The 24,662-nt window shown below is 55.3% G+C and carries 16 protein-coding genes; 13 read left to right on the top strand and 3 right to left on the bottom strand.

Translation table 11 applies throughout. The annotated features are described in order from the left end of the window. Window positions 1-56 precede the first annotated feature (56 nt). Together ACI2I2_RS13905 and ACI2I2_RS13900 are read right to left on the bottom strand one after the other, a co-directional pair. Window positions 57-1,424, bottom strand: a complete 1,368-nt coding sequence (locus tag ACI2I2_RS13905; RefSeq protein ID WP_404658440.1) for a 6-phospho-alpha-glucosidase — start codon at window positions 1,422-1,424, stop codon at window positions 57-59. 11 nt (window positions 1,425-1,435) lie between these two features. Beyond that, a complete protein-coding gene (locus tag ACI2I2_RS13900; protein ID WP_404658439.1) occupies window positions 1,436-2,980 on the bottom strand; it encodes a PTS transporter subunit EIIC in 1,545 nt (514 codons plus the stop codon). A gap of 297 nt (window positions 2,981-3,277) precedes the next feature. Between ACI2I2_RS13900 and ACI2I2_RS13895 the strand changes: the two genes are divergently transcribed. The 13 genes from ACI2I2_RS13895 (at window position 3,278) to ACI2I2_RS13835 (ending at window position 23,121) form a co-directional block, all read left to right on the top strand. Then, entirely contained in the window at window positions 3,278-8,233 is a 4,956-nt protein-coding gene (locus tag ACI2I2_RS13895) for an alpha-2-macroglobulin family protein (RefSeq protein WP_404658438.1), read from the top strand. 1 nt (window position 8,234) lies between these two features. Then, on the top strand, window positions 8,235-10,559 hold the full coding sequence (gene pbpC / locus ACI2I2_RS13890) for a peptidoglycan glycosyltransferase PbpC (RefSeq protein ID WP_404658437.1): 2,325 nt from the start codon (window positions 8,235-8,237) through the stop codon (window positions 10,557-10,559). 154 nt (window positions 10,560-10,713) lie between these two features. Beyond that, window positions 10,714-11,145 (top strand): nucleoside-diphosphate kinase, encoded by a 432-nt coding sequence (gene ndk, locus ACI2I2_RS13885; RefSeq protein ID WP_404658436.1) that lies wholly within the window; start codon window positions 10,714-10,716, stop codon window positions 11,143-11,145. Window positions 11,146-11,308: 163 nt separating this feature from the next. Continuing rightward, the gene (locus ACI2I2_RS13880; RefSeq protein ID WP_404658435.1) at window positions 11,309-12,475 is read left to right on the top strand and encodes a bifunctional tRNA (adenosine(37)-C2)-methyltransferase TrmG/ribosomal RNA large subunit methyltransferase RlmN; all 1,167 of its coding nucleotides are present in this window, start codon (window positions 11,309-11,311) and stop codon (window positions 12,473-12,475) included. Window positions 12,476-12,719: 244 nt separating this feature from the next. Continuing rightward, entirely contained in the window at window positions 12,720-13,751 is a 1,032-nt protein-coding gene (rodZ, locus tag ACI2I2_RS13875) for a cytoskeleton protein RodZ (protein WP_404658434.1), read from the top strand. A gap of 26 nt (window positions 13,752-13,777) precedes the next feature. Next, complete coding sequence (gene ispG / locus ACI2I2_RS13870) at window positions 13,778-14,899, top strand: flavodoxin-dependent (E)-4-hydroxy-3-methylbut-2-enyl-diphosphate synthase (protein WP_404658433.1); 1,122 nt, start codon at window positions 13,778-13,780, stop codon at window positions 14,897-14,899. Window positions 14,900-15,134: 235 nt separating this feature from the next. Next, entirely contained in the window at window positions 15,135-16,409 is a 1,275-nt protein-coding gene (gene hisS, locus ACI2I2_RS13865; protein WP_404658432.1) for a histidine--tRNA ligase, read from the top strand. Window positions 16,410-16,442: 33 nt separating this feature from the next. Beyond that, the gene (locus ACI2I2_RS13860) at window positions 16,443-17,063 is read left to right on the top strand and encodes a YfgM family protein (RefSeq protein ID WP_404658431.1); all 621 of its coding nucleotides are present in this window, start codon (window positions 16,443-16,445) and stop codon (window positions 17,061-17,063) included. A gap of 10 nt (window positions 17,064-17,073) precedes the next feature. After that, complete coding sequence (bamB, locus tag ACI2I2_RS13855; RefSeq protein WP_404658430.1) at window positions 17,074-18,252, top strand: outer membrane protein assembly factor BamB; 1,179 nt, start codon at window positions 17,074-17,076, stop codon at window positions 18,250-18,252. An 85-nt stretch (window positions 18,253-18,337) separates the two neighbouring features. Continuing rightward, window positions 18,338-19,816, top strand: coding sequence for a ribosome biogenesis GTPase Der (gene der, locus ACI2I2_RS13850; RefSeq protein ID WP_404658429.1), 1,479 nt, complete (start codon window positions 18,338-18,340; stop codon window positions 19,814-19,816). A gap of 325 nt (window positions 19,817-20,141) precedes the next feature. After that, window positions 20,142-21,695, top strand: coding sequence for a peptide MFS transporter (locus tag ACI2I2_RS13845; protein WP_404658428.1), 1,554 nt, complete (start codon window positions 20,142-20,144; stop codon window positions 21,693-21,695). Between the two features lie 62 nt (window positions 21,696-21,757). Further along, the gene (locus ACI2I2_RS13840) at window positions 21,758-22,849 is read left to right on the top strand and encodes a Gfo/Idh/MocA family oxidoreductase (protein WP_404658427.1); all 1,092 of its coding nucleotides are present in this window, start codon (window positions 21,758-21,760) and stop codon (window positions 22,847-22,849) included. A gap of 50 nt (window positions 22,850-22,899) precedes the next feature. Beyond that, window positions 22,900-23,121, top strand: coding sequence for a zinc ribbon domain-containing protein (locus ACI2I2_RS13835; protein WP_404658426.1), 222 nt, complete (start codon window positions 22,900-22,902; stop codon window positions 23,119-23,121). A 68-nt stretch (window positions 23,122-23,189) separates the two neighbouring features. On the opposite strand, the gene xseA is transcribed toward ACI2I2_RS13835, so the two are convergent. Beyond that, the gene (gene xseA, locus ACI2I2_RS13830; protein WP_404658425.1) at window positions 23,190-24,560 is read right to left on the bottom strand and encodes an exodeoxyribonuclease VII large subunit; all 1,371 of its coding nucleotides are present in this window, start codon (window positions 24,558-24,560) and stop codon (window positions 23,190-23,192) included. Window positions 24,561-24,662 lie beyond the last annotated feature (102 nt).

The raw sequence follows: 24,662 nt of genomic DNA, 5'->3' as shown, positions 1-24,662 counted from the left end.
GTCGGTGTTTTCTCCGATACCGACAAGCAAACCACGTTCAACTCGCGAGCAACCCCTTATTTTTTCACCGCTTCGCCATCCTGCCAGGCTTTTTGCAGCTCCGGCCAGTAGTCATGATTGGCGGCAATCATCTCATCGAGGATGGCTTTGGCATGCTCCATCGTCGGCACGGTGCGGTTGAGGGTAAAAGCCTGCAACGCTTTTTCATAGCTCCCTTCAAGGGTAGCCTCAACCAGCAGTTGCTCAGAGGCGAGCTGCTGTTGCAGCAACGTCTGGTGGAACAGGGGTACCTGACCGATACGCACCGGCTCCGGCCCTTCAGAAGTGATATAGGCGGGGACTTCCACCACGGCATCGTAGGGCAGGTTGGTAATCGCCCCGCGGTTTTCCACCATCACCAGATGGCGCTGGCGCAGGTTGAAGGCCAGTGAACGGGCCACATCGACAATAAACTCCCCGTGGACGCCGACGTGAAAGGCATCAGACAGAATGCCGGTTCTCTTGTACTCTTGCGCGGCGGCAAACAGTTTTTTCTCGCGTCCGTTCATCACTTCGTTGGCGCGGGTATAGTCCGGGTTTTGCTGTGCCACAATCTGGTTGGGCATCAGGTAATATTGCAGGTACGGATTGGGCAAATAGTCCGGGAAGTTATCCATAATGGGTTTGATGTTGCGCCAGGTTTTCACCCACGACGGATCGGAATGCTGCGGATCAGTTTTGGCCGCGTCTTCGGTCAGCAAGCCGAAGCGGGCGATGTGGCGACGCAGTTCCGGCAGTTTATCCTCGCCATCGACCAGCACCCGGGTAAACCAGCCGAAGTGGTTCAGCCCAAAATAGTCCACCTCCAGACGGTGACGATCGACGCCAAGGACAGCCCCCATGTTGCGCATTGCCGCCACTGGCATATCGCAAATGTTGAGGACCCGGGCGTTTGGACGCAGACGGCGAACGCCTTCAGCCACGATGGCCGCCGGGTTGGAGTAGTTGACGATCCACGCTTTTTCATCGGCATAGCGGCTGACCAAATCGATAAGCTCCACCATCGGGAGAATAGTCCGCAGCCCATACGCCAGCCCACCCGGACCACATGTTTCCTGCCCGACAACGCCGTGACGCAGTGGGATCTTCTCATCCTGCTCGCGCATTTTATACTGGCCGACGCGCATCTGGGCGAAAACAAAATGTGCCCCGCTAAACGCCACTTCCGGGTCGCTGGTGACGGTAAATTTTACCGTCTGGCTGTGATCGCGAATGACCTTTTCAACCACCGGCGCAATCGTATCCTGGCGCGCGGCATCAATGTCATACAGCCGAATTTCCGCCAGCGGGAAGGCTTCCAGCTGTACCATCAGGCTTTTGACAATCCCTGGGGTATAGGTGCTGCCGCCCCCGGCAATAGACAGAATAAAGGGAGGATTAACCATGTTTTGCTCCTTCAGAGAAACGTCTCAACGGCTTCTCGCATTTTTTTGACGTGCAGCCCGTAGACCACCTGAACGTTGTTGCCTTGCTTGATAATGCCTTTCGCACCCGTCGCCTTCAGTCCCGGTTCGTCAATCAGGGCGACATCTTTCACCGTGACGCGCAGGCGGGTGTAGCAGTTGTCCACCACTTCAATATTTTCGCGGCCGCCGAGGCCTTTGATGATGCTTACACCCACCCCGTCCTGGCCGCCTTTGGCCTGATAGTCCTGTTTGCTGTAGAGCCGGGTTTGCTGGGCGTCATCCTCGCGGCCCGGCGTTTTCATGTCGAAGCGCAGGATCAGGAAACGGAACAAAACAAAGTAGAGGGCGAACATGATGACACCGACCACGATATACAGCGGCCAGTTAGATTTCGTGGTGCCCAGCGGCAGGTTATAGAGGATGAAATCGATGATGCCGTTCGCGCCGATGGCATGTACGCCGAACAGAGAGAACAGCATCATGCCGATGCCGGTCAGCACTGCATGCACCACGAACAGCAGCGGGGCGACAAACAGGAAGGAAAACTCGATGGGCTCGGTGACACCCACCAGTAGCGACGTCAGTGCCGCAGGAATGAGGATCGCTTTGGCTGCGGCCTTGCGCTCGGGTTTGGCCGTGACGTACATCGCCAGCGCTGCGGCGGGCAGGCCAAACATTTTGCTGATCCCGCGGGCATCCCACACCACAGTGCTGCTCAGTTGTTTCACCTGTGGGCAGGCAATCTCAGCGAAATAGATATTGCGTGCACCCTGATACAGCGAGCCGCAAACCTCCTTCGTGCCGCCCAACTCGGTATAAAGGAACGGTGTATAAACCAGATGATGCAGGCCGGTGGGCACCAGAATGCGCTCAAGGAAACCATAAACCAGCACGCCTGCCGCTCCGGAGCCTTTGATGCCCAGCGCCACGGCGCTAATACCGCGTTGAGCAAAGGGCCACAGCTCGCTCATGAGCACGCCAAGCAGCATGGCAACCGGCAGCATTACGATGGCAACAAAGCAGTGCCCGGAATAGACGGCCATCGCCCCGTTAAACTGTACGCCGGAATATTTGTTGTACAGATAGCCGGACAGCGCGCCCGTCAGGATCCCAGCGAAGACGCCCATCTCCAGCACCTGCACGCCCAGCACCATACTTTGTCCAGCGGCTTTCATCTGCTCGACCGGGGCGAGTTGCCCCTGAAGCTGTAGGGTGACATTCATGGCATTGATAAACACCACAAAAGTCACCAGCCCAATCAGCGCCGCGTAGCCCTTATCGCGTGCCGCCAGCCCAATCGGGATGCCAACCGCAAACACTAATGCCAGATTCACCAGCACCGAAACGGCAGATTTGGCGATCAACTGGCCAAGGTTTTGCACCAGTGGGTTCGCCAGAAAGGGCAGATACCCGGCGAGACTGCCGTTACCCAGCACGTTCCCGAGGGCGATAAACAGACCGACAATCGGTAAGATAAGCACCGGTCCGTATAATGACTTTCCGAAGTTTTGTAGGGCGTTCACGGCTCGTTTCATCACGTTCTCTCTTAGGTGAACCGCGCACTCAGGGTGCGTCTGAGGGATAACGTTAGCAGGCGTGAGGCAGGTAAATCTATTTATCTGATTGTTTTAAAAACAAATGACGCGGAAGGTAACAGGTAACCTTCTGCGCTGTGATCTGACTATCAGCAGGCGGCGAGGCGGTGGGCGAAAGGATCCGTGATTTTCCCTAATACTGCATTTATCAGAATTTTTATGCTGTTGGTAAAAGTGTTAATTCCGCATAATACTGTGTTGACGAAAATTTGAGGCTTTCGGGCCAGAGGTTAATGGATGAAACCGTATCGAATCGCTGCGCTGTCGCTCGCGTTGCTTACCGCCGTGTCGCTAAGTGGTTGTGATGATAAAGACGCGCCGCAGGCCGCAAAACCTGCTGCACCAACGTCGGACTCGCAGCCTAAGGTGTCTTCCGCTAAGCCCGATGCCGCCGCGCTCGAAAAGCTCGCCGCGCAAAGTCAGGGCAAAGCACTGACCTTGATTGATGCCTCTGAAGTGCAGCTTGACGGTGCCGCGACGCTGGTTCTGACTTTCTCCATTCCTCTCGACCCGGGACAGGATTTTTCCAGCCGGGTGCATCTTGTCGATAAGAAAAGCGGCAAGGTGGATGGTGCCTGGGAACTGGCCCCGAATCTCAAAGAACTGCGCATGCGCCACCTTGAGCCGAAGCGCAATCTGGTGCTGACCGTTGATCCTGATCTGGTGGCGGTGAATAAAGCCAGCTTTGACAAGACTTACGAAAAAGCCATCGAGACGCGTGATATCGCGCCAAGCGTCGGTTTCGCCAGCCGTGGCTCGTTGCTGCCGGGCAAAGTAGTGGCCGGGCTGCCAGTGATGGCGCTCAACGTCAATAACGTCGACGTTAACTTCTTCCGTATCAAACCTGAATCACTGGCCGCTTTTGTCAGCCAGTGGGAATACCGCAGCTCGCTCAGTAACTGGGAATCCGATGAGCTGCTGAAAATGGCCGATCTGGTGTACACCGGCCGTTTTGACCTGAATCCTGAACGCAATACCCGCGAAAAACTCCTGCTGCCCTTAAGCGACATCAAGCCGTTGCAACAGACGGGGGTGTACGTCGCGGTGATGAATCAGGCCGGGCATTACACCTATAGCAATGCCGCCACGCTGTTTACCCTCAGCGACATTGGCGTGTCCGCACACCGTTACCATAATCGGCTCGATATCTTCACCCAGAGTCTGGAAAACGGCGCGGCGCAAAGCGGCATCGATGTACAGTTGCTGAATGACAAAGGCCAGACGCTGGCTCAGGCCAACAGCGATGGTAAAGGCCATGTCACCCTGCAAACTGACAAGGAAGCGGCGTTGCTGCTGGCACGCAAAGACGGGCAAACCACACTGCTGGATTTGAAGCTCCCGGCGCTGGATCTGTCGGAGTTTGATATCGCCGGTGCGCCGGGGTACAGCAAGCAGTTCTTTATGTTTGGCCCGCGCGATCTCTATCGCCCAGGCGAAACGGTGATTGTTAACGGGCTGCTGCGCGACAGCGATGGCAAACCGCTGGCGGATCAACCCGTGAAGCTGGAAGTGGTTCAGCCTGACGGGCAGGTGGTTCGCACCGTGATGAGCAAAGCGGTGAATGGCCTGTATCAGTTCAACTGGAAACTGGATGCCAGCGCGGCGACAGGCATGTGGCATGTCCGCGCCAGTGCCGGTGATAACCAGAAACGTGAGTGGGATTTCCACGTAGAAGATTTCATGCCGGAGCGCATGGCCTTAAATCTGACACCAGAAAAAGCGCCTATCGACTCGTCGGACGAAGTGAAGTTCGGCGTGACGGGCTATTACCTGTATGGCGCACCAGCGAACGGCAATGCCTTGCAGGGCAAACTTTTCCTGCGCCCGCTACGTGAAGCTGTTGCTGCGCTTCCTGGCTACCAGTTTGGTGATATCGCCGAAGAAAACCTGTCCCGCACGCTCGATGAAGTGCAGATGAAGCTGGATGATAAAGGGCGCGGTGAAGTCTCGACTGAAAGCCAGTGGCAGGAAACGCACTCGCCTTTGCAGGTTATCTTGCAGGCAAGCCTTCTGGAATCCGGCGGTCGTCCTGTGACGCGTCGTGCTGAACAGGCGATCTGGCCTGCTGAAGCGTTGGCGGGGATTCGCCCTGAATTTGCCAGCAAAGCGGTGTATGACTATCGCACTGACAGCACCACCAATCAGCCCATTGTCGATGAAGACAGCAATGCGGCTTTCGACATTGTTTACGCCAACGCTCAGGGCGAGAAAAAAGCCGTATCAGGTTTGCAGGTTCGCCTGATACGCGAACGCCGTGATTACTCGTGGAACTGGTCTGACAGCGAAGGCTGGCAGTCACAGTACGATCAAAAGGATCTGGTTGAAGGCGAGCAAACCCTGGATTTGAAAGCCGATGAAACGGGCAAAGTCAGCTTCCCGGTAGAGTGGGGCTCATACCGCCTGGAAGTAAAAGCGCCCGATGAAACCGTCAGCAGCGTTCGCTTCTGGGCGGGCTATAGCTGGCAGGATAACAGCGATGGCACCGGTGCGGCGCGTCCTGATCGTGTGACCATGAAACTCGACAAACCAGCCTACACCGCAGGTGACACCATTAAGCTGCATATCTCGGCACCTGCCGCAGGGAAAGGCTATGCGATGGTGGAATCCAGTGAAGGCCCGCTGTGGTGGCAGGAAATTGACGTGCCTGAACAAGGCATGGATCTGTCGATTCCGGTCGATCAGAAGTGGAACCGCCACGACCTCTATCTCAGCACGCTGGTGATTCGCCCTGGCGATAAATCAAAATCCGCCACGCCGAAACGCGCTGTTGGCTTGCTGCATCTGCCGCTTGGGGATGAAAATCGCCGTCTGAATGTGGCGCTCGATACGCCGCAGAAGATGCGTCCGAATCAGCCATTAACGGTGAAAATCAAAGCCAGCGTGAAAGACGGTACTTTGCCAAAACAGGTGAACGTACTGGTCTCCGCGGTGGACAGCGGTGTGCTGAATATTACGGACTATGCAACGCCCGATCCGTGGAATGCCTTCTTTGGGCAGAAACGCTATGGCGCGGATATCTATGATATTTACGGCCAGGTGATTGAAGGTCAGGGCCGTCTTGCCAGCCTGAAATTTGGTGGTGATGGTGATGAACTGAAACGTGGCGGCAAACCGCCGGTCAATCACGTGACGATTGTTGCCCAGCAGGCTCAGCCTGTCACGCTGGATGACAAAGGCGAAGGCACCGTTACGCTGCCGATTGGTGATTTCAACGGCGAACTACGCGTGATGGCTCAAGCCTGGACCGCAGAGGATTTCGGCAGCAGCGACAGTAAAGTAGTTGTTGCCGCGCCAGTGATTGCAGAACTCAACACGCCACGCTTTATGGCGAGTGGCGACAACAGCCGTCTGACGCTGGATGTCACTAACCTGACGGACCAACCGCAGACGCTGAATGTCCAGTTGACGACCAGCGGGTTATTGCAACTGCAGGGTGCTCAGCCGCAGCTGATGAAGCTTGAGCCTGGCGCTCGCATGACGCTGTTTATTCCTGTCAGTGCGGGTGATGGTTTTGGTGAAGGTGCCGTTCAGGCGACCGTTACCGGCCTGACGCTGCCGGGTGAAACCTTCGCGCCATTGCAGAAAGAGTGGAAAATTGGTGTGCGTCCTGCCTTCCCGGCGCAAACGGTGAATACCGGGATTGCCCTGCAACCCGGTGAAAGCTGGACAGCGCCAACCGCGCATGTTGAAGGATTCTCCCCGGCCACGCTGGAAGGGCAACTGCTGTTCAGCGGCAAGCCGCCACTGAATCTGGGTCGCTATATCCGCGAACTGAAAGCTTATCCTTACGGTTGTCTGGAACAAACGACCAGTGGCCTCTTCCCGCAGCTTTATACCAATGCAGAGCAGCTCAAAGCGCTGGGCATTGCCGGAGACAGCGATGATAAGCGTCGTGCGGCGGTCGATATCGGTATCTCTCGCCTGCTGCAAATGCAGCGTGACGACGGCGGTTTTGCGTTGTGGGATAAGGAAGGCGCGGAAGAGTACTGGCTGACGGCGTATGTGATGGATTTCCTCACTCGCGCCAGCGAACAAGGCTACAGCGTCCCAGCAGATGCCCTTACCAAAGGTAATAACCGTCTGCTGCGTTATCTGCAGGAACCGGGCCTGATGACCATTCGCTATACCGATGATTCGCAGGCAAGCCGCTTCGCGGTGCAGTCCTACGCGGCACTGGTGCTGGCTCGTCAGCAAAAAGCGCCATTAGGTGCACTGCGCGAAATCTGGGAGCGTAATGCTCAGGCCAAAGCAGGCTTGCCGTTAGTGCAACTGGGTCTGGCGTTGAAAGCGATGGGCGATGCGCCACGCGGCGAGCTGGCTATCCAGCAAGGGTTGAAAACCCCAAGACAGGATAACACTCGCTGGATGGCGGATTACGGCAGCGTGCTGCGCGACAATGCGCTGATGCTGAGCCTGCTGGAAGAGAACAAGCTGCTGCCAGAGGCACAGAACACGTTGCTCAACACCCTGTCTCAGCAGGCGTTCGGCGAGCGCTGGTTGTCGACTCAGGAAATGAACGCGTTGTTCCTGGCGGCGAAAGGCTTGCAGGACTTGCCTGGCAACTGGCAGGCACAAACGTCGCTGCAGCCGGAAGCCCTGAGTGGTGATAAAGCGCTGTCGCGTAATCTGACCGCCGATCAGCTGACTTCGCTGAATGTGAAGAACACCGGCACTCAGCCACTGTGGCTGCGTCTGGACAGCAGCGGCTACCCGGAATATGCCCCACAGCCTTCCAGCAATGTGCTGCAGATTGAACGTCAGTTCCTGGGGACAGACGGGCAACTGAAGTCGCTCTCTTCCCTGCGTAGCGGCGATCTGGTGTTGGTGCATCTGCAAATTAAAGCCAACCAGAATGTGCCGGATGCGCTGGTGGTTGATCTGCTGCCTGCCGGGCTGGAGCTGGAAAACCAGAATCTGGCGAACAGCAGCGCCAGCCTGCAGGACAACGGGGCGGAAGTGCAGAACTTGCTGAACCAAATGCAGCAGGCGGATATCCAGCATATCGAATTCCGTGACGATCGGTTTGTCGCGGCGGTGGCGGTGAATGAGGGGCAGCCTGTCACGTTGGTGTATCTTGCGCGTGCCGTTACGCCGGGCACGTATGATGTTCCTGTGTCGCAGGTGGAATCGATGTACGTTCCACAATGGCGGGCAACCGGAACAGCAGACGGGCCGCTGATCATCGTTCCGTAAGATGCGATTAACCCTGCTCAAAAAATCCCGTTGGCTGTGGCTGGCGGGATTTTTCATTTCACTGTGTCTGGCCGTCTGGCTGGCAGACAGGATCTGGCCGTTACCGTTGAAAGAAGTCGCACCCGCGCGAGTGGTGGTGGCAGAAGACGGTACGCCGCTGTGGCGCTTCGCTGATGCGGAAGGGATCTGGCGCTATCCAGTCACGATCGAGGATGTCTCGCCACGTTATTTACAGGCGTTGATCCAGTATGAAGATCGCTGGTTCTGGGATCATCCCGGCGTGAATCCTTTCTCGGTGCTGCGAGCTGCATGGCAGGATCTTCGTGCAGGCCGGGTTATCTCCGGTGGCAGCACACTCACGATGCAGGTCGCGCGTCTGCTCGATCCTCATTCACGAACGCTGGGGGGCAAAATCCGCCAGCTCTGGCGTGCCTTCCAGCTTGAGTGGCATCTTGATAAACGGCAGATCCTGACGCTGTACCTTAATCGTGCGCCTTTTGGCGGCACGCTTCAGGGTATTGGCGCCGCAAGCTGGGCTTATCTTGGAAAACCTCCGCAACAGTTGAGTTACTCTGAGGCTGCGTTGCTCGCAGTGCTTCCTCAGGCACCCAGTCGTTTGCGCCCTGATCGCTGGCCTGAACGGGCTCAGGCGGCGCGTGACAAAGTTCTGCAACGGATGCTCACGCAAAAAGTGTGGTCCGCGCAGGTGGTGAAAGAGGCTCGGCAGGAACCTGTCTGGCTGTTCCCACGGCAAATGCCCCAACTGGCGCCGCTTTTTTCCCGACGGGTGCTTGCCAGCAGCCGAAATGAGAAAGTCGTCACCACTCTGGATGCCTCATTGCAGCGTCAGCTGGAAGAACTGGCGCTGAACTGGAAATCACGTTTGCCGCCACGCAGCTCGCTGGCGATGATTGTGGTCGATCATACCAACATGAAAGTGCGAGGCTGGGTAGGAGCGGTCGATATCAATGACGACAGCCGCTTCGGGCATGTTGATATGGTGAGCGCCATTCGTTCGCCGGGATCGGTCCTGAAACCGTTTATCTACGGTCTGGCAATGGATAACGGGCTTATTCATCCGGCCTCTTTGCTTCAGGATGTGCCGAGGCGCTTCAGTGATTACCGACCGGGTAATTTTGACAGTGGTTTTCACGGGCCTGTCAGTATGAGCGATGCGCTGGTGCGCTCGCTGAATCTTCCTGCGGTACAAGTGCTGGAGGCTTATGGGCCAAAGCAATTTGCCGCCCGTTTACGAAACGCTGGCCTGCCTCTCATCTTACCTAACGGCGCGGAGCCAAATCTTTCGCTGATCCTGGGCGGAGCAGGGGCAAGGCTGGCTGATATCACCGCCGCCTATAGCGCCTTCGCCCGTCATGGGCAGGCCGGACGGTTGCGCATGTTAGAGGGCGATCCGCTGATCGAACGCCCGCTGCTTTCACCGGGATCAGCGTGGATCATCCGTCGCATTTTGGCCGGGGAAGATCAGCCGCTACCGGATGGCTCTCTGCCGTCGGTCGTTCCTTTGGCCTGGAAAACGGGCACCAGCTACGGCTATCGCGACGCGTGGGCGATGGGGATCAATGCTCGCTATGTGATTGGTATCTGGACGGGCCGCCCGGACGGAACGCCTGTTGTCGGGCAATTCGGTTTTATCAGCGCCGTGCCGCTGCTGAACCAGGTCAGCAATATGCTGCTCTCACGCAGTGCTTCAGTCAAAAATGGCCTGCCCGTCGATCCTCGTCCGGCTTCGGTGAGTGCTGGCACTGTTTGCTGGCCGGGTGGGCAATCGCTTGATGCCGGAGACACCAACTGCCGTCGCCGGTTATCCACCTGGTTACTGGACAACAGCCAGCCGCCGACGTTGCTGTTGCCGGGGCAGGAAGGTTTGCGAGGGATTCGTTTTCCCGTCTGGCTGAATCAGCAAGGCGAACGCGTGGCGGCGGACTGCCCGGGCGCGCAGCAACAGAACCTGGATGTCTGGCCGCTCCCGCTGGAACCGTGGCTGCCTGTGGGCGAACGTCGTGCGGCGCGTTTACCTGTGGCATCTAAAACCTGCCCGCCCTTGCATCAGCAGGATTTGATCCCCCTGACGCTGTCGGGTGTGCGTGATGGCATGGTAGTCAAGCGTCTTCCGGGGGCAAAGCAAGCTTCACTGGCACTGCAAACGAGCGGGGGAGAAGGGCGGCGCTGGTGGTATCTCAACGGTGAACCACTGGAATCGGCAGGGAATACGTCCACGTTGGTGCTTGACCATGCCGGGGAGTATCAGTTGGTGATAATGGACGAGGCGGGACAAACGGCGACGGCGAGTTTCAGCCTGCAATAAGAGGATTCTTGCGTCTTGGCTGTGAGTGTTGCTCAAAGTCGTCTTATTTTAAAAAAATGTTACCTTAAGCCATAGGCAGCAGGATTATTGCTCATTATAATGCGCGCCAGGTCATACGTCCGTATGCACAACAACACAATATTTAGAGGTTATCATGGCTATTGAACGTACTTTTTCCATCATTAAGCCGAACGCGGTGGCAAAAAACGTTATTGGCAACATCTTTGCGCGCTTTGAAGCAGCAGGGTTCAAGATTGTCGGTACCAAAATGCTGCACCTGACCGTTGAGCAGGCTCGTGGCTTCTACGCTGAACATGACGGTAAGCCATTCTTCGACGGTCTGGTTGAGTTCATGACTTCTGGCCCAATCGTGGTGTCCGTGCTGGAAAGCGAAAATGCTGTGCAGCGTCACCGTGACCTGATGGGCGCAACCAACCCAGCGAACGCGCTGGCTGGCACCCTGCGTGCAGACTACGCTGACAGCTTCACCGAGAACGGCACCCACGGTTCTGACTCCGTTGAGTCTGCAAAACGTGAAATCGCCTACTTCTTCGGTGAAGGCGAAGTGTGCGCTCGCACCCGTTAATCGGGTATTACACTTTATTTCACTGATGTCGTGTGCAAACGTGGCATCCGTGCGCCAAAATTTGTACAATGTAACGCCCCCGGACGAGCAAACCGCTCACCGGGGCGTTTCTTTTTCAACCCTCCAGGGGCCATAACGTGTAACAACGAGGCCGGAAAACATTATGTCTGATTTAGTTAACACCACTGAAGTCGTCACGCCTGCCATTCCTGAAAAAAACGGAAAAATTAACCTGCTGGATTTAAACCGTCAGCAGATGCGTGAGTTTTTCCAGAACTTAGGCGAGAAGCCTTTCCGCGCCGATCAGGTGATGAAGTGGTTGTATCACTACTGCTGTGACGACTTTGATGAGATGACTGACATCAACAAAGTCCTGCGCACCAAACTCAAAGAACTGGCTGAAATCCGCGCTCCGGAAGTGGTGGAAGAGCAGCGTTCTTCTGACGGCACCATCAAATGGGCGATTGCCGTAGGCGATCAGCGCGTTGAAACCGTGTACATCCCGGAAGACGATCGCGCCACGCTGTGCGTTTCTTCCCAGGTGGGGTGTGCGCTGGAGTGTAAATTCTGCTCCACGGCGCAGCAGGGCTTTAACCGCAACCTGCGCGTTTCAGAAATTATCGGCCAGGTCTGGCGTGCCGCGAAAATTATCGGCGCACAGAAGAAAACGGGTGTGCGTCCCATTACCAACGTGGTGATGATGGGCATGGGTGAGCCGCTGCTCAACCTGACCAACGTTGTACCAGCGATGGAAATCATGCTTGATGATTTCGGTTTTGGTCTGTCCAAACGCCGCGTAACCCTTTCTACTTCAGGCGTGGTTCCTGCGCTGGATAAACTGGGTGACATGATTGACGTCGCGCTGGCGATTTCCCTGCACGCACCAAACGATGAAATTCGTGACGAAATTGTACCGATTAACAAGAAGTACAACATCGAAACGTTCCTCGCCGCGGTTCGCCGTTATCTGGAAAAATCAAACGCCAATCAGGGCCGTGTCACCATTGAGTACGTCATGCTTGATCACGTCAACGATGGCACCGAGCACGCGCATCAGTTGGCTGAACTGCTGAAAGACACGCCTTGCAAGATAAACCTGATTCCATGGAACCCGTTCCCAGGGGCGCCATATGGTCGCAGTTCTAACAGCCGTATCGACCGTTTCTCCAAAGTGTTGATGGGTTATGGTTTCACCACTATCGTGCGTAAAACGCGTGGTGATGATATCGATGCTGCATGTGGTCAGCTGGCTGGCGATGTTATCGATCGTACCAAGCGTACGCTGCGCAAACGCATGCAGGGTGAACCGATCGACGTTAAGGCGGTCTGATAAACAGTCTCTGACGCACGTTTTTGTGCGCAGGGACTAAAATGTTTAAGGAATAACCGAAACGCACTGATCCGGTTAATAATTACGGTGCGTTTCTGCCAGGATTGAGGCAGTATGTAGCGGGGCAACAACAGGTTAGCCATACGTTTTATACTGCCTGTCTGATGACGGGCAATCAGATGTTTCGCGGTGCAGGTTCACCTCGCACCAGAACCTTAAATTTACGTACCAGCAGCTGTAGCGAATGAATACTGAAGCCACTCAAGATCAACAAGCAGCACAAACTACGGGTACGCGTCTGCGTAATGCCCGTGAACAACTCGGACTCAGCCAGCAAGCGGTTGCCGAACGCTTATGCCTGAAGGTTTCCACCGTGCGTGACATTGAAGACGACAAGGCCCCCGCCGAGCTCGCTTCAACGTTCCTGCGAGGCTATATCCGTTCCTACGCCCGTCTTGTCCATATTCCTGAAGAAGAACTTTTGCCGATGATGGCAAAAGAGATGCCAGCGCGCGCAGCAAAAGTGACCATGGGGCAGAGTATGTCTCTGGGTAAACGTCGCAAAAAACGTGACGGCTGGTTAATGAGCTTCACCTGGCTGGTGCTGTTTGTGGTGATTGGCCTGACAGGCGCGTGGTGGTGGCAGAACCACAAGGCGCAGCAGGAAGAAATCACCACCATGGCCGATCAATCCAGCGCTGAGCTGAATGCGAACGACAACAACAGCGGCCAAAATGTGCCGCTGGATACCAGCGGTGCGCAAACTCAGGCTCCCGATGCGACGGCTGATAATACTCAGCCGGCTGCACCAGAAACCGCAGCGCCTGCTGCAACAGCACAGAACAACGCAGCGGCTCCAGCGACTACGCCTGACGCGCAAAACAATGCCGTTGTTTCGCCTTCACAGGCAAACGTCGACAACACGGCAACGGCTAATACCCCTGCTCCAGCCGCTAACCCTGCAGCTCCGCTGCCGACCGATCAGGCTGGCGTAACGCCAACGGCTGACGCGAACGCGCTGGTGATGAATTTCAACGCTGACTGCTGGTTGGAAGTGACCGACTCGACAGGCAAAAAGCTGTTCAGCGGTTTGCAACGTAAAGACGGTACGCTCAATTTAGCTGGTCAGGCACCGTACAAACTCAAAATTGGCGCACCTTCAGCGGTCCAGATCCAGTTCCAGGGTAAGCCGGTTGATCTGAGCCGCTTTATCAGAACAAACCAGGTTGCACGTTTGACCCTTAATGCCGAACAATCGCCGGCTCAGGCTCAGTAACAAACGCGCACCGCGGGAGATTTTTCATGCATAACCAGGCCCCAATTCAACGTAGAAAATCAACACGCATTTACGTTGGGAACGTGCCTGTTGGCGATGGGGCTCCTATCGCCGTACAGTCCATGACCAACACGCGTACCACCGATGTGGAAGCCACGGTCAACCAGATCAAAGCGCTTGAACGTGTCGGTGCTGATATCGTTCGTGTTTCCGTTCCAACGATGGACGCGGCGGAAGCCTTCAAGCTCATCAAGCAGCAGGTGAATGTTCCGCTGGTGGCTGATATCCACTTTGACTATCGCATTGCGTTGAAAGTGGCTGAATACGGCGTTGACTGTTTACGTATCAACCCGGGCAATATCGGCAACGAAGAACGTATTCGCATGGTTGTCGACTGTGCACGTGACAAAAATATTCCTATCCGCATCGGTGTGAACGCCGGATCGCTCGAAAAAGATCTGCAAGAAAAGTATGGCGAGCCAACGCCTCAGGCGCTGCTCGAATCTGCCATGCGTCACGTGGATCATCTGGATCGTCTGAACTTCGATCAGTTCAAAGTCAGTGTGAAAGCGTCTGATGTGTTCCTCGCTGTGGAATCTTACCGCCTGCTGGCGAAACAAATCGATCAGCCTTTGCACCTGGGGATCACCGAAGCGGGTGGGGCTCGTGCTGGCGCGGTGAAATCTGCGATCGGTTTGGGGTTACTGCTGTCAGAAGGGATCGGCGATACGCTGCGTATCTCGCTGGCTGCCGATCCTCTCGAAGAGATCAAAGTCGGTTTCGACATTCTCAAGTCACTGCGCATTCGTGCCCGCGGGATCAACTTCATTGCTTGCCCAACTTGTTCACGTCAGGAATTTGATGTGATCGGTACGGTTAACGCGCTGGAGCAGCGCCTGGAAGACATTATCACGCCAATGGATGTGTCCATTATCGGTTGTGTCGTGAATGGCCCGGGCGAAGCACTGGTGTCCACACTTGGCGTGACCGGCGGTAATAAGAAAAGCGGCCTGTACGAAGATGGCGTGCGAAAAGATCGTCTGGATAACGACGATATGATTAGCCAGCTTGAAGCCCGTATTCGTGCCAAAGCCAGCATCCTCGACGAAGCTCGTCGCATTGACGTGCAGCAGGTCGACGCAAAATAGCATCCAGATGAAGGGCGGCGTTCATTTCTTCACCGAATCCGCGCCAGCCCTGAAATCAAAACAAAGAAAATCAACGCATTGATTTTCAACTGACACTCACAAAGCAGGAAAAACAACACTTTTACCTGCATTGTCCGTCATTACGACTTGGGAAGCAGTACGCTTCCCGTGTATGATTGAACCCGCAGGCGCACCGGCGTCAGGGTTCATTTTTGTATCTATAAAGAGAAAAAACGTGGCAAAAAACATTCAAGCCATTCGCGGCATGAACGATTACCTGCCGGGCGATACCGCTCTTTGGCAGCGCATTGAAGGCACGCTGAAACAGGTGCTCGGCAGCTACGGTTACAGCGAAATCCGTTTGCCGATTGTAGAGCAGACCCCGTTATTCAAACGCGCTATCGGTGAAGTCACCGACGTGGTTGAAAAAGAGATGTACACCTTTGAGGACCGCAATGGCGACAGCCTGACCCTGCGTCCTGAAGGCACTGCGGGCTGTGTACGCGCCGGCATCGAACATGGTCTTCTGTACAATCAGGAACAGCGTCTGTGGTACATCGGTCCGATGTTCCGCCACGAACGTCCGCAGAAAGGGCGTTACCGCCAATTCCATCAGTTGGGTTGTGAAGTGTTTGGCCTGCAAGGCCCGGACATTGACGCCGAGCTGATTATGCTGACGGCCCGCTGGTGGCGTGCGCTGGGCATTTCTGAGCATGTTAGCCTGGAACTGAACTCCATCGGTTCTCTGGAAGCGCGTGCGAACTATCGTGATGCGCTGGTCGCTTATCTTGAGCAGTTCAAAGACAAGCTCGATGAAGACTGTCAACGTCGTATGTATACCAACCCGCTGCGTGTGCTGGATTCCAAGAACCCGGACGTGCAGGCGCTGTTGGATAACGCGCCAGCGCTTGGCGATTATCTGGACGAAGAATCTCGCGAACACTTTGCAGGTCTTTGTGCCTTGCTGGATGCGGCAGGCATTGCCTACACCGTGAATCAGCGTCTGGTACGTGGCCTCGACTACTACAACCGCACTGTGTTTGAGTGGGTCACCAGCAGCCTCGGCTCTCAGGGCACTGTCTGTGCCGGTGGTCGTTATGACGGTCTGGTTGAGCAATTAGGCGGGCGTGCAACGCCGGCTGTTGGCTTTGCGATGGGTCTTGAGCGATTAGTTTTGCTGGTTCAGGCGGTTAATCCGGAATTTAAAGCCGAACCTGTTGTCGATATATACCTGGTAGCCTCTGGGGCCGATACTCAGTCAGCCGCATTGCGTCTGGCGGAAGCGGTACGTGATGAGCTGCCTGGCATCAAGCTGATGACCAACCATGGTGGTGGTAACTTCAAGAAGCAGTTTGCTCGTGCAGATAAATGGGGCGCTCGCGTCGCACTGGTACTGGGCGAATCTGAAGTGGCAGACCGCAATGTGGTGGTGAAAGATTTGCGCTCTGGTGAGCAGACGACTGTAACGCAGGACAGCGTTGCCGCGCATTTGCGCACATTGCTGGGTTAATCGCCCGGGAAAATTATTCAGGAGAAGAACTGCGTGGAAGTCTACAGTAACGAAAACGAACAGGTCGACGCCATTAAGAATTTCTTTGCTGAGAATGGCAAAGCGCTGGCGGTAGGCGTGATTCTGGGTATTGGGGCGCTGGTTGGCTGGCGCTACTGGAACTCGCATCAGGAAAATACCTCCCGCGAGTCTTCACAGGCTTATGAAACTGCCGTGGCAGCGGTGAAGGCGAACAAGCCAGAAACCTTTGCTGCTGCGGAAAAATTCGCAGCGAGCGAGAAGAACACCTACGGTGCATTTGCCGGACTCGAACTGGCACAGCAGTTTGTTGATGCTAACCAGTTGGACAAGGCAGAAAAACAGTTGCAGCTTGGCTTAGCCGCTGCGTCTGACGATAACCTGAAATCCGTTATCAACATGCGCCTGGCCCGTGTGCAGTTGCAGATGAAACAGCCTGATGCCGCCTTAAAAACCCTCGAAGGGATTAAAGGGGAAGGTTGGGCTGCCATTGTCGCGGATTTACGCGGTGAAATTCTGTTAAGCAAAGGCGACAAGCAGGGGGCTCGCGCCGCCTGGGAAGCTGGCGTGAAAAGTAATGCTTCACCTGCGCTCAGCGAAATGATGCGCATGAAAATGAATAATTTGTCCATCTGAGAGGGACTCGATGCAATTGCGTAAATTACTTTTGCCAGGACTGCTGTCTGTTACGTTATTGAGCGGTTGTTCACTGTTTAGCGGCGAAGAAGACGTGGTCAAAATGTCCCCGCTGCCAACGGTTGAAAACCAGTTTACGCCGTCTACTTCCTGGAGCACATCCGTAGGTAGCGGTATTGGTGATTACTACTCTAACCTGCATCCGGCGATTGCCGATGGCAACGTCTACGCGGCAGACCGTAACGGTACCGTGAAGGCGGTTAACGCCAATGACGGGAAAGAAGTCTGGTCTGTGAACCTGGCTGAAAAAGATGGCTGGTTCTCTCGTGCACCTGCGCTGCTTTCTGGCGGTGTGACTGTTGCCGGCGGCCACGTCTATATCGGCTCTGAAAAAGCTCAGGTTTATGCCCTGAACAGCAGCGACGGTAGCGTTGCCTGGCAAACTCGCGTTGCCGGTGAAGCACTGTCTCGCCCGGTTGTCAGCGATGGCATGGTGCTGATTCACACCAGCAACGGTCAGTTGCAGGCGCTGAATGAAAGCGACGGTGCGATTAAGTGGACGGTTAACCTCGATATGCCTGCGCTCTCTCTGCGCGGCGAATCTGCACCGGCAACAGCCTTTGGTGCGGCGATTGTCGGCGGTGATAACGGTCGCGTTAACGCCGTGCTGATGCAGCAAGGTCAGCTGATTTGGCAGCAACGTATTTCTCAGGCCACTGGCCCAACCGAAATCGATCGTCTTAGCGATGTCGACACCACGCCGGTTATCGTAGATGGCGTTGTTTATGCACTGGCTTACAACGGTAACCTGACGGCGCTGGATCTGCGCAGCGGCCAGATCATGTGGAAACGTGAGCTGGGTTCGGTGAACGATTTTGTCGTTGATGGCAACCGTATCTATCTGGTCGATCAGAATGACCGCGTGCTGGCACTCAGCACTGACGGTGGCGTAACGCTGTGGACACAAAGCGATCTGTTGCACCGCCTGCTGACCGCTCCGGTGTTGTATAATGGAAGTCTGGTCGTCGGTGATAGCGAAGGCTACATGCACTGGCTGGACCCGCAGGACGGACACTTTGTCGCTCAGCAAAAAGTAGACAGCTCTGGTTTCCTGACCGAGCCCGTACAGGCTGACGGTCAACTGGTTATCCAGGCGAAAGACGGCACGCTGTACGCTATTACGCGCTAAGTCTTTTTGCGGTTTGCATTGCAAGACGGCTCCTGTTTGAAGCAGGGGCCGTTTTACTGTTTTTAGAATTAATGAGGCATTTATCATGGTACCTGTGGTCGCGCTTGTCGGGCGCCCTAACGTTGGAAAATCCACGCTGTTCAACCGCCTGACGCGTACTCGAGATGCGCTGGTCGCGGATTTCCCGGGTCTGACTCGTGACCGTAAGTACGGTCGTGCTGAAGTGGAAGGCCGCGAGTTTATCTGTATCGATACCGGCGGTATCGACGGCACCGAAGAAGGTGTGGAAACCCGCATGGCGGAACAGTCCCTGCTGGCGATTGAAGAAGCGGACGTCGTGCTGTTTATGGTTGATGCCCGCGCTGGCCTGATGCCTGCAGACGTGGCGATTGCCAAACACCTGCGCTCCCGTGAAAAGCCAACTTTCCTGGTGGCAAACAAAACGGACGGTATCGACCCGGATCAGGCGATGGCCGATTTCTGGTGTCTCGGCTTAGGCAATATCCACCCGATCGCCGCTTCACACGGCCGTGGTGTCACCAGCCTGATTGAAGAAGCCTTGCTGCCGTTTATGGAAGAAATTGCGCCAGCGGAAGAAGTGGACGAAGACGCTGAATACTGGGCGCAGTTCGAAGCCGAGCAGAATGGCGAAGAAGCGGAAGAGCCGGAAGACGATTTCGACCCGCGCAGCCTGCCCATCAAACTGGCTATCGTTGGCCGTCCTAACGTCGGTAAGTCAACGCTAACTAACCGTATTCTCGGTGAAGACCGCGTCGTTGTTTACGACATGCCGGGTACCACTCGCGACAGTATCTACATTCCGATGGAACGCGATGAACGTGAATACGTTCTGATCGACACCGCCGGGGTGCGTAAGCGCGGTAAAATTACGGATACCGTTGAGAAATTCTCCGTTATCAAAACGCTGCAGGCGATTGAAGACGCCAACGTAGTGATGCTGGTTATCGATGCTCGCGAAGGCATTTCCGATCAGGATCTCTCGCTGCTGGGCTTTATCCTCAATAGTGGGCGCTCACTGGTCATCGTGGTCAACAAATGGGATGGCCTGAGCAACGAAGTGCGTGAGCAGGTCAAAGAGACCCTCGACTTCCGTCTGGGCTTTATCGACTTTGCGCGTGTGCACTTTATCTCCGCATTGCACGGCAGTGGCGTAGGTAACCTGTTTGAATCCGTTCGCGAAGCTTACGACAGCTCAACCAAACGTCAGAGCACCGCGATGCTGACCCGCATCATGAACATGGCCGCAGACGATCACCAGCCACCGCTGGTCCGTGGCCGTCGCGTGAAGCTGAAGTACGCGCATGCTGGCGGTTACAACCCGCCGATTGTGGTGATTCACGGCAACCAGGTGAAAGACCTGCCGGACTCCTACAAACGCTATCTGATGAACTACTTCCGTAAATCACTGGACGTGATGGGCACGCCTATCCGCATTCAGTTCAAGGAAGGCGAGAACCCGTTTGCCAACAAGCGCAACACGCTGACACCAAACCAGATGCGTAAACGTAAGCGTCTGATTAAGCACATCAAAAAAGGCAAATAACGCACCCTCGCGATTTGCCGCGTTCTGTCAAAGCCCGCATTCTTGCGGGCTTTTTCATTCGCCTTCCTCACACATTATTGCGGTTTGTATTAGTCCTGATAATGTCAATCACTATCCCTTTTGTGCCAACATAAAATCTAAGAAAATAGACAAACGTCGAATTTTCATCTTAAAGTCCCTGGCCGCTCACCAGATAAAGCTGGCGCCAGGTTATCAAATGGTTAAATAATACTTCGCCGATTGTCAACGAATGGCCGGATAAATAACTGGCTGACGGGCAAATCGGTGCTTGCAAACGCGACAACATCCTTAGTTGGGAGAGTTTATGTATTCCTCTGGTAGTAAAAACGAAAGCCGAACGTTCTTCGGTCATCCTTATCCACTTGGCTCACTGTTCTTCACGGAAATGTGGGAGCGGTTCTCGTTCTATGGCATTCGTCCTTTACTGATCCTGTTTATGGCGGCGACCGTCTATGACGGCGGCATGGGGCTGGCGCGTGAGAACGCTTCAGCTATCGTCGGCATTTTCGCTGGCAGCATGTATCTGGCTGCCTTGCCCGGTGGTTGGTTAGCCGACAACTGGTTGGGGCAACAAAAAGCGGTCTGGTACGGTTCCATCCTGATTGCGCTGGGTCACCTGTCGATTGCTCTGTCCGCCATGATGGGCGACAGCCTGTTCTTCATCGGCCTGATGTTTATTGTGCTCGGCTCTGGCCTGTTCAAGACCTGTATCTCGGTCATGGTGGGCACCCTGTATAAAAAGGGCGATGCACGCCGTGACGGTGGTTTCTCGCTGTTCTACATGGGTATCAACATGGGGTCGTTCATCGCGCCGTTGATTTCCGGCTGGTTGATTAAAACCCACGGCTGGCACTGGGGCTTTGGTATCGGCGGTATTGGTATGTTGGTGGCACTGGTTATTTTCCGCGTCTTTGCGGTCCCGGCGATGAAACGCTACGACAGTGAAGTGGGCCTGGATTCCACCTGGAACAGTCCGGTTGCGAAGAAAAACGGTGTGGGCGGCTGGTTACTGGCTTTAGCCGTGGGTGTGGCGATTATTGTCGCGCTGATTTCTATGGGCGTGATTGTCATTAATCCTGTCGCCGTTGCCAGCACGCTGGTCTACGTGATTGCGGCGTCGGTCGCGCTGTACTTTATTTATCTGTTTGCGTTTGCTGGCCTGACCCGAAAAGAGCGCGCCAGATTGCTGGTCTGCTTTATTCTGCTGGTTTCTGCTGCCTTCTTCTGGTCTGCGTTCGAACAAAAGCCGACCTCTTTTAACCTGTTCGCCAACGATTACACTAACCGTATGATCGGTGATTTTGAAATCCCGGCGGTCTGGTTCCAGTCCATCAACGCCCTGTTTATTATCCTGCTGGCGCCTGTATTCAGCTGGGCCTGGCCGATGCTGGCACGTAAAAACGTCCGCCTGAGCAGTATTACTAAGTTTGTCATCGGCATTTTGTTTGCGGCCGCGGGCTTTGGCCTGATGATGCTTGCTGCAAAGGACGTGCTGAGCAACGGTGGCGCGGGCGTCTCTCCACTGTGGCTGGTCGGCAGTATCCTGATGCTGACGCTGGGTGAGCTGTGTCTGAGCCCGATTGGTCTGGCAACCATGACGCTGCTGGCACCGGAAAGAATGCGCGGTCAGATGATGGGGCTTTGGTTCTGCGCAAGCGCGTTGGGCAACCTCGCAGCTGGCCTGATTGGCGGTCACGTGAAAGCGGATCAGCTGGATATGCTGCCTGATCTCTTTGCTCGCTGCTCAATCGCCCTGCTGATTTGTGCTGCGGTGCTGATTATCCTCATCGTTCCGGTTCGCCGGATGCTGGAAAACGTTCAGACCAAGCCTGAGCAAAAATCGGTAACCAACGCCTGAGTGTCATTTGGTCTTGCCGGGGGTAGGATAGGCCCCCGGTAATCCAATGAACGAGGTGAAAGATGCACGTAGGATTTATTGGTCTTGGTGCTGTCCTGGAGACAGCGTATTTACCCGCATTACACCGCCTCTTTGATGCTTCCTTACGCTGTTCAGGGTTTGATATTCAACCTGAACGGCAACCCCGCGGCGTAAACCGCTGCGCCTCTCTCGCCGCACTTCTTGCCGAGCCTCTTGATACGTTGTTTATCACCACCTCCTCACTCTGGCACTTGCCCGTGCTTGAGCAGGCGCTTCAATCAGATATTCCCCGCATAGTGGTAGAGAAACCCGTTGCCGCGAGCCTTGCGCAGCTTGAGCAACTTCAGGCGTTACTGACGCTGCCCGAAAATCGAGACCGTGTACTGGCGTTGGATCACTGGATGGCGCGAGACGGCGTTACACAACTGATTCACGGCAAGCTTGAAAATGACTGGCAGCCAGAAGCAGGTGCTTCCGCGACAGGGCCATTGATCACCTCTCTTGCCGATGTCGTGAAAATCGAAGGTTTCCTGCAGGAGCCAAGCGGTTTTAACGAGCAAGGCGAGCCGATAGCGCTGAATTTTGCCACCGGCGAACCGGATACCCGCACGCTGCGTCACCCGGACGGTGTGATTGTCGATATCGGTACCCACGTGCTGGCGATGATGCATGAAACGCTTGCGGCGGCAGGCGCGAACAATCAGTTAGTGCTTACTCTGACGGAGGCCAGTGACAGGCTGGGCAAGCCGATTGATCAGGGCGACTTCACCACTGCGGAAGGGCGCGCGCATCTGCAAGGTGAAATCAGCGGCGTGCCTTTTGATATCTGGCTGAATAAATACGCCGGACCGTCTGGTGGCCAAAAAGGCATTCGTGTGTCTCTGCGAGATGGCACGGTGTTGAGTCAGGACCGCAGCGCCAGCGGGGAAGTACTGGAAGTGATTAAGGGCGAAACTGTACAGCGCTGGACATTGAACGGCCCGGTTTATGAACGCTGTCTGCAACGCATGATTTTGGGTGAGAACAGCCTGTTTCGTCGTGCGCCGCAGCAGATAAGCCAGTTCACACAGCGTCGTATCGCGGAAGTGACCGCTTTACTGCAATTGCAGCAGCAACTGCGCGGCCCGCATTGAGGGCTGTGATAAAATAGCCCGATGATATCAGCCTGACTTTGGAGTTAACGATGGAACTGACTTGCCCGGTTTGTCATGGCCCGCTGGAACAGCAGGGCGATAAAGCGCATTGCGCGAAGTGCTCACAGGATTTCACGCTGACCGCGTTGTGTCCGGACTGCCATAAGCCGCTGGAAGTGCTAAAAGCCTGCGGAGCGGTAGATTATTTCTGCCAGAACGGACACGGACTGATTTCGAAAAAACGCGTGGAGTTTGTGTTGGCCGCTCAATAACAGTTGCCACTGTTCCGGCCTGCGGGGTTTTGTAGGCCGGGCAAACGCAGTGCCGCCCGGCAAAGTGGTTAAACTTTACGGGTGCGAGTTTTTTTCACTGGGGTAATTTTGGTAACTTCGCTTTCCACCACGCCATCTGCCAGACGCGTGGTCAGCGTTTCTCCCGCCTTCAACTGTTTCGCCTGTTTGACCAGCTTGCCATCCGCGGCGGTGGTTACGCTGTAGCCACGAGCCAGCGTCGAGAGCGGGCTCACGGCTTCCAGATGCGTCACGGCATTGCCAAAACGTTCACGTGTGCTGCTGAGTTGGGCTCGAATCGTCTGCGACAAACGGTATTCCAGTTGCTGAATGCGCGTCTGCGCACGATGAATACGTGGCTGAGGATTCTGTTGATTAAGACGTTGTGTCACGCGCTGCTGGCGTAAGGTTGCCTTTTTCAACTGGCTGTCGAGCGCAACGTTCATGCGCTGGCGCAGTCTGTCGAGCACGGTTTGCTGACGCGCCAGCCGAAGCTGCGGGTGCTGTTGTTGCAGACGATGATGCAACAAGCTGAAACGACGGTTACGGTTAGCAAGGAAGTAGTCCATCGCCATTTCCAGCCGCTGTTGGGCTGACTGCACCTGACGTAACAGCTCCAGCTGATTACGGCTGACAATTTCAGCCGCCGCAGAAGGTGTGGGAGCACGCAAATCTGCCACGAAATCTGCGATAGTGACGTCTGTTTCATGGCCGACAGCGCTCACAACCGGAATGCGGCTGGCGAAAATCGCCCGGGCTACGCGTTCGTCGTTAAAGCTCCATAAATCTTCCAGCGAACCGCCGCCGCGCCCAACGATCAGCACATCACATTCTTCGCGCAGATTCGCCAGTTCGATGGCTCGAACGATTTGTGCAGGCGCATCTTCACCCTGAACAGCCGTTGGGTAAATCACCACGGGGAGCGACGGATCACGGCGTTTAAGGACATGCAAAACATCGTGCAGCGCCGCACCGGTTTTCGAAGTGATAACGCCTACGCAATGCGCAGGTGAGGGAAGTGGTTGCTTAAATTGCTGATCGAATAGACCTTCCGCGGAGAGCTGCGTTTTCAGCTGCTCGTATTTTTGCTGAAGTAAACCTTCCCCGGCAGGCTGCATGCTCTCGACGATGATTTGATAATCACCTCGGGGTTCATACAGCGTGATATTGGCGCGAACCAGAACTTGCTGGCCGTGCTGAGGACGAAACGTGACCCGGCGATTGCTGTTGCGGAACATTGCACAGCGCACCTGAGCGTTATCGTCTTTCAGGGTGAAATACCAGTGACCGGAGGAGGGCTGAGAAAAGTTGGAGATTTCGCCGCTGATCCACACCTGGCCCATTTCCTGCTCAAGCAGCAGTCGCACCGTCTGATTCAGGCGGCTGACGGTATAAATTGCGGGGGATTGAGAGGGTAACATGTGAGCGAGATCAAATTCTAAATCAGCAGGTTATTCAGTCGATAGTAACCTGCTCAGAGGTAATCGCAAGGATTAATTGCAAAAAAGTGTGGATGCAACCGA

The sequence above is a fragment of the Scandinavium sp. NPDC088450 genome, assembly GCF_044900545.1.
Taxonomy (GTDB): domain Bacteria; phylum Pseudomonadota; class Gammaproteobacteria; order Enterobacterales; family Enterobacteriaceae; genus Scandinavium.
The sequence above is the reverse complement of the archived record's forward strand: the minus strand, read 5'-3'. Positions and strand labels throughout refer to the sequence as shown.

Excerpts from the sequence above, each read along its gene's own strand:
- ACI2I2_RS13905 (WP_404658440.1), bottom strand. The coding sequence starts at position 1,424 with ATGGTTAATCCTCCCTTTATTCTGTCTATTGCCGGGGGCGGCAGCACC.
- ACI2I2_RS13900 (WP_404658439.1), bottom strand. The coding sequence starts at position 2,980 with ATGAAACGAGCCGTGAACGCCCTACAAAACTTCGGAAAGTCATTATAC.
- ACI2I2_RS13895 (WP_404658438.1), top strand. The coding sequence starts at position 3,278 with ATGAAACCGTATCGAATCGCTGCGCTGTCGCTCGCGTTGCTTACCGCC.
- pbpC (WP_404658437.1), top strand. The coding sequence starts at position 8,235 with ATGCGATTAACCCTGCTCAAAAAATCCCGTTGGCTGTGGCTGGCGGGA.
- ndk (WP_404658436.1), top strand. The coding sequence starts at position 10,714 with ATGGCTATTGAACGTACTTTTTCCATCATTAAGCCGAACGCGGTGGCA.
- ACI2I2_RS13880 (WP_404658435.1), top strand. The coding sequence starts at position 11,309 with ATGTCTGATTTAGTTAACACCACTGAAGTCGTCACGCCTGCCATTCCT.
- rodZ (WP_404658434.1), top strand. The coding sequence starts at position 12,720 with ATGAATACTGAAGCCACTCAAGATCAACAAGCAGCACAAACTACGGGT.
- ispG (WP_404658433.1), top strand. The coding sequence starts at position 13,778 with ATGCATAACCAGGCCCCAATTCAACGTAGAAAATCAACACGCATTTAC.
- bamB (WP_404658430.1), top strand. The coding sequence starts at position 17,074 with ATGCAATTGCGTAAATTACTTTTGCCAGGACTGCTGTCTGTTACGTTA.
- der (WP_404658429.1), top strand. The coding sequence starts at position 18,338 with ATGGTACCTGTGGTCGCGCTTGTCGGGCGCCCTAACGTTGGAAAATCC.
- ACI2I2_RS13845 (WP_404658428.1), top strand. The coding sequence starts at position 20,142 with ATGTATTCCTCTGGTAGTAAAAACGAAAGCCGAACGTTCTTCGGTCAT.
- ACI2I2_RS13840 (WP_404658427.1), top strand. The coding sequence starts at position 21,758 with ATGCACGTAGGATTTATTGGTCTTGGTGCTGTCCTGGAGACAGCGTAT.
- ACI2I2_RS13835 (WP_404658426.1), top strand. The coding sequence starts at position 22,900 with ATGGAACTGACTTGCCCGGTTTGTCATGGCCCGCTGGAACAGCAGGGC.
- xseA (WP_404658425.1), bottom strand. The coding sequence starts at position 24,560 with ATGTTACCCTCTCAATCCCCCGCAATTTATACCGTCAGCCGCCTGAAT.